The sequence below is a fragment of the Bacillus sp. X1(2014) genome (assembly GCF_007678255.1).
In genome coordinates this window covers 43,493-59,565 of record NZ_VEED01000019.1, presented here as the reverse complement: position 1 = coordinate 59,565, position 16,073 = coordinate 43,493, and the positions used below count along the sequence as shown (strand labels likewise).

At 39.3% G+C, this 16,073-nt stretch carries 16 protein-coding genes and 1 other annotated feature (1 of these 17 cut by a window edge); of the genes, 9 read left to right on the top strand and 7 right to left on the bottom strand.

Annotated features, from left to right (window positions below; genetic code table 11):
* Positions 1-89 (top strand) — a binding site (T-box leader) (it extends 134 nt beyond the left edge of the window).
* 45 nt (positions 90-134) lie between these two features.
* Positions 135-2,552 (top strand): leucine--tRNA ligase, encoded by a 2,418-nt coding sequence (leuS, locus tag FS608_RS24585; RefSeq protein ID WP_144555205.1) that lies wholly within the window; start codon positions 135-137, stop codon positions 2,550-2,552.
* A 53-nt stretch (positions 2,553-2,605) separates the two neighbouring features.
* Complete coding sequence (locus FS608_RS24580; protein ID WP_144555204.1) at positions 2,606-2,920, top strand: rhodanese-like domain-containing protein; 315 nt, start codon at positions 2,606-2,608, stop codon at positions 2,918-2,920.
* 89 nt (positions 2,921-3,009) lie between these two features.
* Here the strand turns inward: FS608_RS24580 and FS608_RS31845 are convergent, their stop codons facing one another.
* From FS608_RS31845 to FS608_RS24570, 3 genes are all read right to left on the bottom strand, one after another.
* A complete protein-coding gene (locus FS608_RS31845; RefSeq protein WP_395947823.1) occupies positions 3,010-3,186 on the bottom strand; it encodes a hypothetical protein in 177 nt (58 codons plus the stop codon).
* Positions 3,187-3,517: 331 nt separating this feature from the next.
* Positions 3,518-3,841, bottom strand: coding sequence for an S-Ena type endospore appendage (locus tag FS608_RS24575; RefSeq protein WP_144555203.1), 324 nt, complete (start codon positions 3,839-3,841; stop codon positions 3,518-3,520).
* Between the two features lie 254 nt (positions 3,842-4,095).
* Positions 4,096-4,491, bottom strand: coding sequence for a hypothetical protein (locus FS608_RS24570; RefSeq protein ID WP_144555202.1), 396 nt, complete (start codon positions 4,489-4,491; stop codon positions 4,096-4,098).
* 147 nt (positions 4,492-4,638) lie between these two features.
* Here FS608_RS24570 and FS608_RS24565 point away from each other — a divergent pair, with 147 nt between their 5' ends.
* Positions 4,639-4,824 carry a sporulation protein Cse60 gene (locus FS608_RS24565; protein WP_026563254.1) on the top strand — a complete coding sequence of 62 codons (186 nt, stop codon included), beginning with the start codon at positions 4,639-4,641 and terminating at the stop codon, positions 4,822-4,824.
* Between the two features lie 7 nt (positions 4,825-4,831).
* Here FS608_RS24565 and FS608_RS24560 read toward each other — a convergent pair whose 3' ends face one another.
* Entirely contained in the window at positions 4,832-6,106 is a 1,275-nt protein-coding gene (locus FS608_RS24560) for a BaiN/RdsA family NAD(P)/FAD-dependent oxidoreductase (protein ID WP_144555201.1), read from the bottom strand.
* Between the two features lie 206 nt (positions 6,107-6,312).
* Between FS608_RS24560 and FS608_RS24555 the strand changes: the two genes are divergently transcribed.
* Both FS608_RS24555 and FS608_RS24550 read left to right on the top strand, forming a co-directional pair.
* Positions 6,313-7,944 (top strand): putative polysaccharide biosynthesis protein, encoded by a 1,632-nt coding sequence (locus FS608_RS24555; RefSeq protein WP_144555200.1) that lies wholly within the window; start codon positions 6,313-6,315, stop codon positions 7,942-7,944.
* On the top strand, positions 7,934-8,653 hold the full coding sequence (locus FS608_RS24550; protein WP_144555198.1) for a 16S rRNA pseudouridine(516) synthase: 720 nt from the start codon (positions 7,934-7,936) through the stop codon (positions 8,651-8,653). The genes FS608_RS24555 and FS608_RS24550 overlap by 11 nt, the downstream gene beginning before the upstream one ends.
* A 383-nt stretch (positions 8,654-9,036) precedes the next feature.
* Here the strand turns inward: FS608_RS24550 and FS608_RS24545 are convergent, their stop codons facing one another.
* Positions 9,037-9,471, bottom strand: coding sequence for a Dps family protein (locus FS608_RS24545; protein WP_144555196.1), 435 nt, complete (start codon positions 9,469-9,471; stop codon positions 9,037-9,039).
* A gap of 181 nt (positions 9,472-9,652) precedes the next feature.
* Here FS608_RS24545 and speD point away from each other — a divergent pair, with 181 nt between their 5' ends.
* The 3 genes from speD (at position 9,653) to FS608_RS24530 (ending at position 11,470) form a co-directional block, all read left to right on the top strand.
* Complete coding sequence (gene speD / locus FS608_RS24540) at positions 9,653-10,462, top strand: adenosylmethionine decarboxylase (protein ID WP_144555194.1); 810 nt, start codon at positions 9,653-9,655, stop codon at positions 10,460-10,462.
* A 210-nt stretch (positions 10,463-10,672) separates the two neighbouring features.
* The gene (locus FS608_RS24535) at positions 10,673-11,098 is read left to right on the top strand and encodes an SRPBCC family protein (RefSeq protein WP_144555192.1); all 426 of its coding nucleotides are present in this window, start codon (positions 10,673-10,675) and stop codon (positions 11,096-11,098) included.
* Positions 11,099-11,470: an ArsR/SmtB family transcription factor gene (locus FS608_RS24530; RefSeq protein ID WP_144555190.1), complete on the top strand. Its 372-nt coding sequence runs from the start codon at positions 11,099-11,101 to the stop codon at positions 11,468-11,470.
* A 49-nt stretch (positions 11,471-11,519) separates the two neighbouring features.
* Here FS608_RS24530 and FS608_RS24525 read toward each other — a convergent pair whose 3' ends face one another.
* A complete protein-coding gene (locus FS608_RS24525) occupies positions 11,520-13,520 on the bottom strand; it encodes a YhgE/Pip domain-containing protein (protein ID WP_144555188.1) in 2,001 nt (666 codons plus the stop codon).
* Between the two features lie 122 nt (positions 13,521-13,642).
* Between FS608_RS24525 and FS608_RS24520 the strand changes: the two genes are divergently transcribed.
* Positions 13,643-14,527 carry a LysR family transcriptional regulator gene (locus FS608_RS24520; RefSeq protein WP_144555186.1) on the top strand — a complete coding sequence of 295 codons (885 nt, stop codon included), beginning with the start codon at positions 13,643-13,645 and terminating at the stop codon, positions 14,525-14,527.
* 48 nt (positions 14,528-14,575) lie between these two features.
* Here FS608_RS24520 and FS608_RS24515 read toward each other — a convergent pair whose 3' ends face one another.
* The gene (locus FS608_RS24515) at positions 14,576-15,931 is read right to left on the bottom strand and encodes an amino acid permease (RefSeq protein WP_144555183.1); all 1,356 of its coding nucleotides are present in this window, start codon (positions 15,929-15,931) and stop codon (positions 14,576-14,578) included.
* Between the last annotated feature and the right edge of the window lie 142 nt (positions 15,932-16,073).

Genomic DNA, 16,073 nt, shown 5'->3' with positions numbered 1-16,073 from the left:
TTCCGCGTTAAGGATGAATGAAGCGAGTGTTTACGACACTAATGTGGGTGGTACCGCGGGAAGATACATACAATCCTCTCGTCCCTTTTTTGGGATGAGGGGTTTTTTTATTTTTTTTTAGGAGGAAGAGCAGTATGAGTTTCGATCACAATCAAATCGAACAGAAGTGGCAAAAGAAATGGGAAGAAGAAAAAACATTCAAAACAAGCGAGGAATATGACAAAAGAAAATTCTACGCTTTAGATATGTTTCCATATCCATCAGGTGCAGGACTACACGTTGGACACCCTGAAGGGTATACTGCAACTGACATTCTTTCCCGCTTAAAGCGGATGCAGGGATACAATGTGCTTCACCCAATGGGCTGGGACGCGTTCGGTTTACCGGCAGAGCAGTATGCATTAGATACGGGGAACGACCCAGCGGAATTTACTGAACAGAATATCAACACTTTCCGCCGCCAAATTAAATCATTAGGATTCTCTTATGATTGGGATCGGGAGGTTAACACTACTGACCCTGAATACTACAAATGGACTCAATGGATTTTCTTAAAGCTATTTGAAAAAGGTCTAGCCTATATTGATGAAGTGGCGGTAAACTGGTGTCCGGCTCTTGGAACAGTTCTCGCAAACGAAGAAGTCATTGATGGCAAGAGTGAACGTGGCGGGCATCCTGTTGAACGCCGTCCGATGAAGCAATGGATGTTAAAAATCACTGCTTACGGTGACCGTTTACTTGAAGACTTAGAAGAACTAGATTGGCCGGAAAGTTTAAAGGAAATGCAGCGCAACTGGATCGGCCGTTCGGAAGGTGCGGAAGTAACTTTCTCGATCGAAGGCCACGAAGAGACATTCACAGTATTCACTACTCGCCCTGATACCTTATTCGGTGCTACGTATGCGGTGCTTGCTCCTGAACATGCATTTGTTGATAAAATTACAACTACTGAACAACGCGCTGCGGTTGATGCTTATTTGGATAAAGTAAAGACGAAGAGTGATTTAGAGCGTACCGATCTTGCAAAAGAGAAAACAGGCGTATTTACTGGTGCATATGCGATCAATCCTGCAAATGGCGAAAAAATGCCAATTTGGATTGCTGATTATGTATTAGTTAGTTACGGTACAGGGGCAATTATGGCGGTACCTGCTCACGACGAGCGTGACTATGAATTTGCAAAAGAATTTAACCTGCCAATTAAAGCCGTTGTCGCAGGTGGAGATATCGAAAAAGAAGCCTATACAGGCGATGGAGAACATATTAACTCTGAATTCCTAAATGGCTTGGATAAAGCTGAAGGCATCCAAAAAATGATTGCTTGGTTAGAAGAAAAAGGAATAGGAACGAAGAAGGTCACCTTCCGTCTACGTGACTGGCTATTCAGCCGCCAGCGTTATTGGGGCGAACCGATTCCAATTATCCATTGGGAAGATGGCACAATGACTGCTGTTCCTGAAGACCAGCTTCCATTGATGTTACCAAAAACGAAAGAAATCCGGCCATCTGGAACAGGGGAATCACCACTAGCAATTATTTCTGATTTCGTCAATGTGGTGGACCCAGAAACAGGTAAAAAGGGTCGCCGAGAAACCAATACAATGCCGCAATGGGCAGGCAGCTGCTGGTATTACTTACGTTATATTGATCCGAAAAATGATCAGGCACTTGCTTCTCAGGAAAAATTAAATCATTGGCTTCCTGTTGATATCTACATTGGCGGTGCCGAACATGCCGTCTTACATTTACTTTATGCGCGTTTCTGGCATAAATTCTTGTATGATATCGGCGTGGTTCCAACTAAAGAACCATTCCAAAAGTTATTTAACCAAGGAATGATCCTAGGTGAAGGAAATGAAAAAATGAGTAAGTCAAAAGGGAATGTAGTAAACCCTGACGATATCGTTGGCAGCCATGGTGCTGATACTCTTCGCCTTTATGAAATGTTCATGGGACCGCTTGATGCATCCATTGCTTGGTCGACAAATGGGCTGGATGGTTCCCGCCGCTTCTTAGATCGGATTTGGCGTTTATTGGTTGAAGAAAACGGGGAATTAAATCCAAAGATACAAGCAAATGAAGAAGCCTCTAATTTAGAAAAAGTGTATCATCAAACGGTGAAGAAAGTGACAGAGGATTATGAGGGCTTAAGATTTAACACAGCGATTTCACAAATGATGGTATTTATTAATGAAGCCTATAAAGCTACGGTTTTACCAAAAGAGTATATCGAAGGATTCGTTAAATTGATTGCTCCTGTTTGCCCGCATATCGCTGAGGAGCTTTGGGAAAAGTTAGGTCACAGTGAAACCATTTCTTACGAAGCATGGCCTGCCTATGATGAGGCAAAACTAGTGGATGATGAAGTTGAAATTGTCGTCCAGGTTAATGGGAAAGTAAAAGCAAAACTAATGGTACCTACAGATGCAAGTAAAGAGTCACTTGAAGGAATCGCAATGGAAGATGCCCAAATTAAGGAACAAATTGAAGGAAAAACAATTCGCAAAGTTATTACCGTTCCTGGGAAACTTGTAAATATCGTCGCAAATTAATTAAAAGAGCTGCCCCTTTTCTGGGGCTGTTTTTCCTAAAGGGGATGGATTTGATGGAAGAAATTCAAACGATTACACCAGAAGAATTACAAAAAAAGCTTGAGGCAGGGGAAAAACTTGAGCTGGTTGATGTAAGGGAAGATCATGAGGTTGTATTTGGGATGGTCCCAGGGGCAAAGCATATCCGTATGGGTGACATTCCTGATCAACTCGACTATTTTGACAAGGAAAAAGAGTATATCTTTATCTGCCGCTCCAGTGCACGAAGCGGAAATGTCTGCCATTATTTGCAGGATCAGGGATATAAGGTCCGTAATATGGTTGGCGGAATGCTGGCATGGACTGGAGAGACGGAATACACAGAATAACTGATTCCTCGGGTTCCAAACAAAAATAAAGGGGAGGAAGACCACTGGAAAAGCCGGTAGAGTCTGTCCTCCCTTCTTTTATTAACGGATTAAGCGAAAACACGCTTGTACAAGGTGATGCAAAATCTACCTCTATCTTCTGCACCTGAAACAACTCCAAAGACAGCTGGGTTATTAAACGACAATGAAACAGTGTTTCCTGCTGGCACGGTTTGGACAGTGGCATTAACCGAAAAATCAAATGGTGAATTTCCAGTGTTAGTCACTGTGAAAGTACCTTGAAAATAGTCGCTTGGTGTAGGTGCTGTCCACAATGCCTGGCTAAGCGCTCATTCAATGATACCACAAATTTCTTCAGTAAATATCTGTGCTTCTGGACAGCAGAATGATGTTTTATTTTTATGTGTTCCACACATGTAAATCACTCCTTCCTTTTTAAATAATTGACTTAACTCTACTAATAAAGGAAGCTTGTCCTGTGTGCTACACACCAAATACGGATTTTTGTAATATATTCATATGGAAAATAGAATAGCCCTAGTAGTGTACTACTAGGGATACTTCAATTATTATCGTATGTTCAGATAGTATGATGGATTAAGCGAAAACACGCTTGTACAAAGTGATGCAAAATCTGCCTCTATCTTCTGGCCCTAAAGTAACTATCAAGCTAACTGGATTATTCGCCGATAATGATACAGTGCTCCCTGGTGGTACAGTTAAGACAACGCCATTTACCGAAAAAATAAATGGTGAATTTCCAGTGTTAGTCACTGTGAAAGTACCTTGGAAATAGTCGCTTGGTGTAGGTGCTGTCCACACAGCCTGGTCAATCGGTCCCTCAAGGTTGCCACAAATTTCTTCTGTAAAAATCTCTGCCTCCGGGCAGCAAAATGATGTTTTATTATGAGATCCACACATATAAATCCTTCCTTTCGTTCTTTTAAATTATTTTTAACTTCTGTATATTAAATGCTGCTTGTCCGGAAGGTGCTATATTACAAATGCGGATTTTTGTCATTTATTCAACGGGAAAATAGAGTCACCCCAGAAGCGGTAGCCTCAGGGGAATGCTGTATTACAACCTAAAGAAAGTCTCATCTCATAAAAAAAACCGATTCCCTGTAAGTTAAGGAATCGACTTTAGATGGTATATGGTTATTTAAAGGTATACATCAGGTACCACCAGTAGTTGTATCAAAGCCGCCGTGTTGTCCCATTCCAGGACCGCCATCATTTGAGAATTGCCCTTGTTGATTGCTAATTCCATAGAGTGGATCAGTAGTTGTTGAAGACTGATCATTGTTATTAAAATTATTGGTCGATCCATCAGTTTGCGATGAGCCTCCACTCGTGGATTGATCAAAACCATGCCCGTGCCCATAGCGTTCTTGTGGAGAAAAGCCATCCTGCGATTGCTGCGGCGGCTGAATGGAATTATTATTTGCTGTTTGCCCTTGATTAAGCGCTATTTGATTGTTATTAGGTATTCCAAAATATGAGACCAATCCGGCTGCTAGAGCTAAACTTCCAAAACTAACGCCCCATGAGATTCGTTGTTTTTTATCCATGTATATACTCCTTTCAAAATAAAACCGTCTTTCTAAAAGGAAGTTTACAAGCTCAAACTTAAAATAAACTTAACTTTTATTAAAGATTGAATTTTTAAAATTCAGAAAAGTGGTAAGAATAGTAGTAAAAAAGAGAGGGAGAGAACATTGATACAGGTGAAGTTGTTTGATCGGGAGCATGAGAAGGATTTGGAAAAGGAAATGAATCGTTTTTTAAAAGGGCTGGACGAAACAAGTCTGCTTGATATTAAATATAATGTGGCCGCAATGGCAGAGGAAGAAGAAGAGGAGCAGATTTATTGTTTTTCAGCGATGATTATTTACAAGGCCTGACAATTTGTCAGACCTTTTTATTTTTCGCATATAAGGCCGCATTGGTTCCAGCTAATCTTCCAGTTACAAGTGCAGAGGTAATATTATAACCCCCGGTGTACCCATGGATATCTATGATTTCACCGCAAAAATATAAGCCATTCATTAGTTTCGAGCTCATCGTTTGAGGCTCAATTTCTTTAACTGACACACCACCGCCCGTGACAAATGCTTTTTCAAGAGGCAGGGTGCCATTGACTTTAATAGGAAAGTGCTTGCAGCTTTTTGTAAAACTACGAATTTTTTCATTTGAAATAGTGCTGCCTTGTTCAGATGGGTCCATCCCGTTATGCTCTAATAGAAATAGGAGATAACGTTCAGGGACGAGCCCTTTGAGCGTATTTTTAATGCTTTTCTTAGGCTCACTTTTTACAAGTGATAGAATTTCTTGAAAAACTTCTTCTTCTTTCTTATCAGGTAAGACATCAAGGCTCATAGTTACTTCTGTTAACTTCCACTTTTTCAATGCTTTCACCACGAACTGGCTGCAGCGGAGGACGGCTGGACCGCTTAGCCCAAAATGGGTAAAAATCATATCCATTCGGTGCGAGATGAGGGGCTTCCCTTTTGGGTTCAAGACACTTAAGTCGATATCTCTTAACGACAACCCTTGAAGGACTTTGTTTTTTATAAATGGTTCATTTGAGGTCACTGGAACCTCGGTTGGAAAAAGTTCAGTAATGGTATGGCCCGCTTTTTCAGCCCAAGCATAGCCATCACCTGTAGAACCTGTGTGAGGGACAGACTTTCCCCCGACAGCAATCACGACGGATTGAGCGGATATGGTTTGTCCGTCTTTAAGCACCACAGCCGAAACCCGCTCATCCTCATAAATGAGTTCGCGGACAGGGCTATTTTTAAAGACTCGTACATTAAGTTTTTCTAATTGATTAAGTAATGCGTCCACAACGGACTGTGCTTTATTAGAGACTGGAAACATCCGGCCGTGATCTTCTTCCTTTAAGGCGATTCCTAATTTCTCAAAGAATTTAATAATATCTTCATTACTAAAGATAGAAAAGGCACTATATAAAAATTTTCCGTTTCCCGGCAAGTGCTTGATAATTTCCTCAATCGGCAGGCGATTGGTCACGTTACAACGTCCGCCGCCAGATATAGCTAGTTTTCTGCCTAGTTTGTCACCTTTATCTATTAAAAGAACTTTTGCGCCTTTTTCACCAGCAGCAATGGCAGCCATTAACCCTGATGGGCCGCCGCCGATGACAATTACATCATATTCCATATATACACCAACTTTTTATTAATCCATCACTCCATTATAAACATTTATCATTAAAATAAAACGAATGTGCCTATATTTTCATAAATTTCACTTGGTTGTTAGTAGCGTCCGGGGGCAAGAAGTTGTAAACTACTATAGTGTGCAAAAAAAGTAGTTTTCATATTTGTGAAAAGGCGCACGTATTTCTTCGGGTAGGAAGGGATTTTATGCAGTCTAAGCTATTAAGAGGAACATTTATATTAACGCTAGGAACGATACTTTCAAAGGTTATCGGCTTAATTTATGTTATACCTTTCTTTCAAATTGTCGGTCGGGAAGGGACTACACTTTATCAGTTTTCCTATGTGCCGTATACGATTTTTATTAGCATTGCAACAGCTGGTGTGCCCCTCGCTGTATCGAAATTTATTTCAAAGTATAATGCTCTTGAGGAATATGCAGTTGGCAGGAAGCTTTTTAAATCGGGTTTGGTCATTATGTTGTTAACTGGGGGAATGGCTTTTTTAGTGATGTATCTTGCGGCACCAACGTTAGCTGAAATGAGTGTTGGTGATAAAAAGGCAAATTTAGATAATGTCACAACGGTCATGCGAGCTGTAAGTTTTGCGTTGATAGTTGTCCCATTTATGAGCCTCATTAGAGGATTCTTTCAAGGACACCAATCGATGGGCCCCTCTGCACTTTCGCAAGTTGTGGAGCAAATTGTCAGGATTGCGTTTACCCTTCTAGGGGCCTTCGCCGTCTTGCATATTTTTAATGGCACAATGGTAACAGCCGTAAGTGTGGCGACATTTGCTGCCTTTATTGGCGCAATTGGCGGTTTATTCGTTTTATTTTGGTATTGGTATAAACGAAAACCGCATTTAGACGAACTTCTTTCACATGATAAGGGCACAATTGATATCTCTCTTAAGGATATCTATAAGGAAATTCTTATTTATGCTTTTCCGTTCGTATTAGTGGGGATTGCCAACCCTTTATTTCAGGCGATTGATCAATTCACCTTTAGTCAGGCAATGGCAGAAATCGGGAAAGCGAAATTTGCAGAATCCTTTTTCTCTATTTTGAACTTTGAATCCCATAAAATTGTCATTATTCCAGTTTCTCTGGCAACGGGATTTTCGTTAACACTTGTCCCAAGTATAACGAGGGCCTTCGTTGAAGGGGAAGGAGCAAGCCTAAACCAACAGTTAAATCAGACCTTTCAGGTCCTGTTATTTTTAACGTTACCTGCAGCGATCGGTCTTTCGTTATTGGCAGAACCAGTATATACAGCGTTTTATCAGCATGATGTAATTGGTACGGAAGTATTAAGGGCATACGCACCTGTGGCCATTCTATTTTCCTTATATTCTGTTACTGCTGCCATATTACAAGGGATCAACGAACAAAGATTTACGGTGTTAAGTTTACTTGTAGGATTATTAATTAAACTGTCGCTAAATATCCCGCTAATAAAAATGATGGAAACAAGAGGGGCAGTATTGGCAACAACACTTGGATATGTTGCTGCCATCCTGATCAATTTGATTGTTATTAAGGCATATGCGCGTTATCCATTCCGGCTTGTTTGGAGAAGAAGCTTGTTAATTGTCATCTTTGCTGGATTTATGTGGGTGGGCACAGAATTAATGTACAAACTATTATTGTTATTTCTTTCTCCGGCATCAAAAATTCAATCTGTTATAATGATCGTTATTTGTGCGGCAGTGGGAGCTGGAATTTATTTTTATCTTGGCTTAAAATCAGGACTTGCCAGCCGTTTATTTGGAGATAAACTTGATCGGATCATGAACAAATTAAAATTACCTGGGAGGAAGAGAAGCGTTGAGAATTGATAAAATGCTTGCAAACCTCGGCTATGGAAGCAGAAAAGAAGTTAAGCAGCTGTTAAAAAGCAGTGCGGTTAAAGTGGATGATGTGGTTGTAAAAGATGCAAAACAGCATGTGGATCCATCCACCCAAACCGTGACACTAAACGGAGAAATTATCGAATACAGAGAATTTATATATTTGATGATGAATAAGCCCCAAGGAGTGCTATCAGCCACAGAAGATAGTTCTACCGAAACAGTCATCGATTTACTAGAACTCGAGGACCAAGTCTATGAACCGTTTCCCGTTGGTAGATTGGATAAGGATACAGAAGGGTTGCTGCTAATCACCAATGATGGTCAATTAGCACACCGCTTGCTTTCACCGAAAAAGCATGTTCCGAAGACGTATTTTGCGGTCATTGATAGTGAAGTGACTAACGACGATATTGAGGCGTTTGCTAATGGCGTTATCTTGGATGATGGTTATGAAACCAAGCCAGGTGAATTGAAAATTTTAAAATCTGGCATCCGGTCCGACATAGAATTAACGATCACGGAAGGGAAATTTCATCAGGTCAAAAGAATGTTTGAATCCGTTGGGAAAAGAGTTGTCTATCTCCAACGGATTTCGATGGGCCCGTTGCCGCTAGATGAGACACTCGAATTAGGTGAATATCGAGAACTAACGGATGAAGAAGTGGAGTTACTCCGAAATTATCAAGTAAAATAGCCTTATATATGAAAAGCAGCCTAATTGGAGCTGCTTTTTCTCATTTTAGAGTACCAGGTATGGCTTTTTTCTTGAGTATTTATTCTTATTGTTGAATTTTAAGGTTCAATCAGCGAATTTTTTGCATTCAATCGACGAATTTCAAGGTTCAATCAGCGAATTTTTGCATTCAATCAGCGAATTTCAAGGTCCAATAAGCGAATTTCCTAATTCCATCAGCGAATCTCGAATTTCTACATAGAAAAAATGATCATCATCATGATCGTGAATATCTTCATTATGTTCCTCCCCTCATGTGTTAATAATAGCAAAGTCATTCATGGATGGAAAAAAATCAATTTACCACACGAAAAAAGGACAAGGTATAAGCCTTGTCCTCAATATTAAGCTTGTAAAAAAGATTGTAACATCCAGTTATGTTTCTTAAGTTTTCCAATTAAGCCTAAAAACATATCGCTAGTGACTTCGTCATTATTTTGCTCGGCGACTTCCATCCCAACTTTTAACTCATCAATGATTAAAGAAAAGTCATGGACGATTGCTTGTACCATTTCCTCGGCTGTTAGTGTTTCGTTCGTTTCTTCAATTGTTGCATGTTGAAGATACTCTTTAAGAGTAGAAACAGGACGGCCTCCAATTGTTAATAATTGTTCTGCAAATTCATCAATTGTAGCGGCTGCTTCTTCATATAATACTTCAAATTTTCCGTGCAAGGTAAAGAAGTGAGGACCTTTCACATACCAGTGAAAACGATGTAATTTAGTATAAAGTACATTCCAGTTTGCAATTTGTTGGTTGATCATTTGTTCGATTGTCATTTAGCATTCCTCCTAATTTCTTATCTGAATTAATTATAACACATATTAGTTAAAAGTAAATATTAAATTATAATTATTATAAATAAGATAAAAAACAATTAAATAAGTAACAAGCTTCATCTCTGGGTATCTTAATAATATTTACTTGAAAAGGATACCTTAATATTAAGGGGGAACTGTCATGAAACTTACACACGAGCAGGCAATTGAGTTACACGGCTTTAATAACTTGACGAAATCGTTAAGTTTTAATATGTATGACATCTGTTTTACGAGAACAAGGGAAGAGCGTGAAGCTTATTTAAAGTATATTGATGAACAATACAGTGCGGACAGGCTCCAAAAAATATTAAAGCATGTTTCAGATATCATTGGTGCCCATGTATTAAATGTTGCGAGTCAGGACTTTGAACCGGCTGGGGCGAGTGTGACCCTGTTGGTTTCTGAAGGACCGGTTGCGAATGCGCCAGATGAATCATTTGAAGAATCACCAGGCCCATTGCCAGAATCTGTAGTTATGCAGTTAGACAAAAGCCATATCACGGTTCATACATACCCTGAATTTCACCCGGATGAAGGAATCAGTACATTTAGAGCGGATATTGATGTATCCACATGTGGAGAAATTTCACCGCTAAAGGCGCTTCATTATTTGATTCGCTCGTTTGAAACGGATGTTATGACGATTGATTACCGCGTGCGCGGGTTTACAAGGGATAAATCGGGGCACAAGCTCTTTATTGATCATGAAATCAATTCCATACAGAATTATATCCCTGAGGATGTTAGTGAATTATTCGATATGATTGACGTAAATGTTTATCAGGAGCATATTTTTCACACGAAATGCAAACTGCGTGAATTCGATTTAAATAATTATTTATTTGGATATACCAAAGACACTTTAACCCCTGATGAACATATTGAAATCACTGAGCGGTTAAAGATTGAGATGGATGAAATCTTTTATGGGAAAAATATTGTTCAGTAACACAGAATTAGAATCAAGAATAGGGTCACGTAGAAGGGGTCTACGTGACTTAAACAATGTCAAAATCAAGATCTTAAAGTCATGTAGATGCAAAGCCTAAAAAAAAATCCGCTTGACGTGCAACCATATGGTGTTATATAGTTTTTATATGAAACCAAATGGTTTCGTAATTTTAAAAATATCGCAGCAAAATTCGAGGAGGCAATTATTTTGAGTAACGCGTCACAGGCAACATTAGAGGATATAAAGTATACCTTAGTTTATAATGCTCCGATTGCAAAAGTATGGGATGCAGTGGCTACAGCAGAGGGTCTAAGTGCTTGGTTCATGCCGAATGATCTTCAGGCAGTTGAAGGTCATGAGTTTCATTTAAATGCAGCACAATTTGGTATGTCGCCATGTAAGGTAACACATGTTGATCCTCCAAACCGTCTATCTTTTAATTGGGGGAAAGATTGGACACTCACATTCGAACTAAAAGAACTAGATGATAAAACGGAGTTAACATTAATTCATGGAGGTTGGGATGCGAATAAAGTCACTGAATTTGGTCAACCGCATACTCCAATCCGTGAACATATGAATCAGGGCTGGGCAGGTCTTGTGAAAAAATTACAGGGATATGTTGAGGCATAAATGGCAGCTTCCTCGGCAAAGCATGATGTCTTTCAAGCCATCGCTGATCCAACAAGAAGAAAGCTGTTAAAACTACTTAGCAAAGAAGAGATGCCTGTAACGGCAATAAGTGAGCATTTCCCGATAAGCCGTACTGCTGTCTCAAAGCATCTCCGTGTATTAGCGGAGGCGGGGCTGGTTAATGAACGGAAAGCAGGCAGGGAAACAAGGTACAAACTTGAGCCGGAACCTTTATTTGAATTAAAAGATTGGCTCCAATATTTTGAACTATTTTGGGAAAATAAATTGTCGGCACTTAGGCTATTTGTCGAGACAGATGTAACCGAAGTCGAACATCTTCATCCAGCGAAGGAAAAGCCTGAGGACAAATAGCATAAAAAAAGTGATACCCATGTAATGTTTGGTATCACTTTTTTAGTCCCTAATGAGAAGCCTCCACAGAAGGTTTGGAATGTTGAAGGTGACTTGTCACCCATCCAATTCCTCCAGCTATTACTAGATATAAAAGTAAGATTAGTATTTGCTGTTGAAGCCTTGCCCAATCTCCTAGCGAGATCACCTCTTGGAAGCTCCGTAATGAATGAGCCATTGGTAAAATGCTGCCGATTTTGCTAAGGGCAGGGTTACTCAATTCACCTGGGAATGTTCCGCCACATGTTGCTAATTGTAAAACTAACAGTGTGACAGCCATAAATTTCCCTGCAACTCCAAACACGGTCACTAACATAAGGATGAACGTCATGAAGGTTAGGGATACAATGACGCTTGATAAAATAAACATTGGAATACTTGCCACATGTACTTTAAATCCAAAAAGTACGACCAAATCTACAAATAAGACCTGAATTAATGCAATCAAGTACTTCAACCCGAGTTTATTTATAAAATGCTGCGTTCCATTAACCATTAAGTCTTGTCTGCGTCCTAATGGAAGGATGTTCGCAGCCATAATTCCCCCTACATAAAATGCCAAGGACAGAAAATAGGGTGTAATTCCCGTACCATAATTCGGAACCTCAGATAAATCTGATTCTACTAATTTAACCGGTTCTGAAAACATGGAAGTTATTTGATCATTATTATGGATACTCGACGTTTGGTTCGCTGCATCATTTAATTTAGTGGCTAACTCATCTGAACCAACTGTCAATTGATCTAAACCATCTACTAACTGATTGGTGCCGTTGTCCAGTTTACTTCCGCCATTTGCTAAAGAAAATATTCCATCGTTTAATGAAGCAAAACCATTTTTCCATTGAGAGAAACCATTGGAAAATTGTACAGTTCCCTCAGACAATTTTTTTGCCCCTTTCGAAGCATCCTCCATTTTATTACCAAACTGCTTCATTCCATCTTGGACTTTTGCTTGTCCTTGAACTAATTGCTTTGCACCTTGCGCAAGTTGGGCTTGACCACTGCTCAATGAATCAGCTGCTTTTGATAGACCAGTTGACATGGCAGTAATTCGTTGGAAGGTCGGATCATTTCTCATCTCAGGGTGATTTTGCAAAAATTGCTCCACGGCTTTCGTTAAATCATCTGTCGTGTTTTTCATCCTTGCTTGCCCTTGGGATAACTTTTCACCACTCTGAGCTAGAGATTGCATACCTTCCGTTAATTGTTCCATCCCAGTTTCTAAATTTGCGTGACCGTCAGAAAGCTTTTCCATGCCAGTTGAAAGTGATTGTGAGCCCTCTTTTAAGCCATCAAGCCCCTGAGTTAATTTTTGTTGACCTTTTGAAAGCAGTTGACTTCCATCCTCTAGTTTTTCTGCACCATCATTTAAGCGGTGGACACCATCTGAAAGCTGAACCATTCCCGTTTTGACATGGATTGTACCTTGATTAATTTTTGACGCCCCGTCACCGGCAGCACGTAACCCGTCTGCTAATTCAACAAAATTTGAAAATACACCATCTGCGTAGGATTTTGTAATGCTCGCTGCTATTTTTGCTCTCATTTTTTCCGTTGCAGTAGTACTAATTTGTGAAGCAACGAAGTTTTTCCCTGGATTTATTTTATACTTCAGTTTTGCCTGTTCTGGATGCTCATCCATTAATGTACTGACTTTTTGTGAAAAATCTTTTGGAATTGTCAGCACCATATAAAATTTCCCGTCTTTTAACCCTTGATTTGCGGTCTTTTCAGAGAGGAAAGAGAAATCGAGATCCTTGTTTTCTTTTAAGTTTTTGACAAATTCTTTACCTGCATCAATCGACTTGTTATCCATCTTCGATCCTTGATCTAGATTAACAACAGCGACAGGTAGTTGATCTAACCGTCCATAGGGATTCCAATAGCCCGCAAGAAAGAAACCGGAATATATTAACGGAACGATCAATAGAAACACTAAGGCAATCCTTCCATGTTTATGATGCCACATCATCTTTAAATCTCTAAATATCAAATTAATACCCTTCATAGTTACCCCTTTAAATGTGAATTTTGAACATAAACACTATGATAAATAATTTTTTATATATTGTATAATATATAATTAGTTATCAATTAGTAGCTTTTAAGCTATTGAAGGGGGCGTAATCCATGGAGCTTTTACAATTAAAATACTTTCAGACCGTTGCCAGACTTGAGCATATGACCAAAGCAGCAGAAGAACTTCAAATTGCCCAACCCTCCTTAAGTAAAACCATAGCCAGACTAGAGGATGATTTGGGGGTTCCTTTATTTGATCGAAAAAATCGTCAGCTTCGGCTAAACGACTACGGAATGCTGTTTTTAGATCGAGTTAATAGGATATTTTTAGAATTAAATGAAGGGAAAAGAGAACTTGTGGAAAGGGCTCATCAGGGGCAAACGCAAATTACTTTAGCTGTTAGTATTCCAAGAGTCCTTCCTGAGTTATTAAGTTCTTTTTTAAAGTATTATCCCGATGTGAAATTTCAACAAGTCCTAGAGTCAACTTCCTCCATGAAAAGCCAACTTGAAAAGGCTGAGATAGACTTTTGTATATCATCCGTACCAATTGAAGGGGAAGATATTGTCTGGGAACCTCTAATGACAGAAGAGATTTACTTAATTGTTCCCCCGGAACACAAGCTTGCGTGGAAAGAGCAAATATTTCTCCAGGAAGTAAAGAACGAGCCTTTTATCGGTATGAATTCAGGTTTCGGGTTTAGAAATCTAACAGATGAATTTTGTCGACAGGCAGGATTTGTTCCAAATATTGCTTTTGAAGGGGATGAACCGGGGGTAATAGGGGATTTGGTTAAACAAGGATTAGGGATTGCTTTCATTCCCGAAATTTCTTGGATTCATCGTTTGAACCCCTTTCCAAATAAACTGAGAATTATTGAACCCAAATGCAAACGAACCATTGGGTTGGGCTGGTCAAAGAGGCGTTATTTATCTGAGGCAAGTCAACAATTTCGTCAATATGTGATCGAATACTTTTCGAAGATAACTGTGTGAAACAGGAAAAGGCTAGCAAATAAAAATTGCTGGCCTTTTCTGTATCTATTAAACGGGAATTTTATTCTGCCCATTTTTTCTAACAAGAAAGGAGAGAATGATCAGCAAGCCAATTGTCGCTAAGCTTACCGCTGTACCAATAATATTATTTTCATTAAACACAAATCCAATAAAGATAATACTTAAAGATAAAATCGCAAAAATCGTCGTATAGGGGAACCAATTTACTTTGAAAGCCGGTTTATTCCTGTAAAGTGGTCTTAGTTTTAATTGTGCAGCACAAATACTTATCCAGAGTACCATTACTGTAAATCCTGGAATAGTCATGAGATAGCCGATTACCTGACTAGGTGTTAAATAGGCTAAATAGACACCTGCTAGTATGCATACACTTGTTAGCATGATACCTGTTAATGGGATTCCCTTTGCAGAGAGTTTTGCTAACATTTTAGGTGCAACACCACTTTGTGCCATTGAAAATAGTGTTCTTGAAGTCGCATAAATTCCTGAATTTGCAGCAGATAGTACAGCTGTTAAAAGGACAAAGTTCATAATATGTGCAGCTCCAGGTAACCCGGTTGCGCTAAAAACTTGAACGAAGGGACTGTCTGCACCAGTAACTTTATCCCAAGGCATGAGTCCGCAAATAATAATAATTGGTAAGATATAAAAAATAATTACACGCCATACCGCGCCTTTAATAATTTTAGGCATTACTCGCCCGGCATCTTTTGTTTCGGTAACAGCAACCCCGATTAATTCCGCACCACCATAAGAAAACATGACGACTAAAAAAGCACTGAACGTTCCGCCTATTCCGTGCGGGAAGAATCCGCCATGTGCTGTATAGTTTGAGAGTGGATCCTGAACCGAGCTAGGAATGATACCAAAGAGGAGTGAAAAGCCTAAGATAATAAAGGCCACTAGTGCAATGATTTTAATTCCTGCAAACCAAAATTCAAACTCCCCATAGTATTTTACTTGAGTTAAATTGATTCCTACGATTACAACTGCACAAAGGAAACTTAACAGCCATAAAGGTATCGTAGGAAACCAAAATTGTAGAAAACTTCCCGCTGCTAATAATTCAACAACAGTTACAAGAGTCCAATTAATCCAGTACAGCCATCCCACGATATAAGAAACTTGGAATCCAAATGCTTTGTTTACTAAGTGCTGTACATTTAAATTTGGAAAAGCAAGCGTCATTTCCCCTAGGGCAGCCATTATGATAAATAGTAATAGACCGCCGATTAAATAGGCAACTACAACACTAGGTCCAGCAATGGCTAATGTATCGGAACTGCCTTTGAATATCCCCGTCCCAATCATACCAGCCAAAGCAATAAACTGGACATGCCTTGGTAATAATCCTTTTTGTAAGTTCTGATGATTTTTTTTCATATCTTCTCCCACTATTCTTTTTTACTTAGACGCTTTTAAGCGCTAAAGTATTTTTTTATAATAATATATTAGCATACTATTAAAAACTGTCAAATGGAGTCATAGACTGAGCAGATAAGTGATTCATTTAGAACTTTGTCAC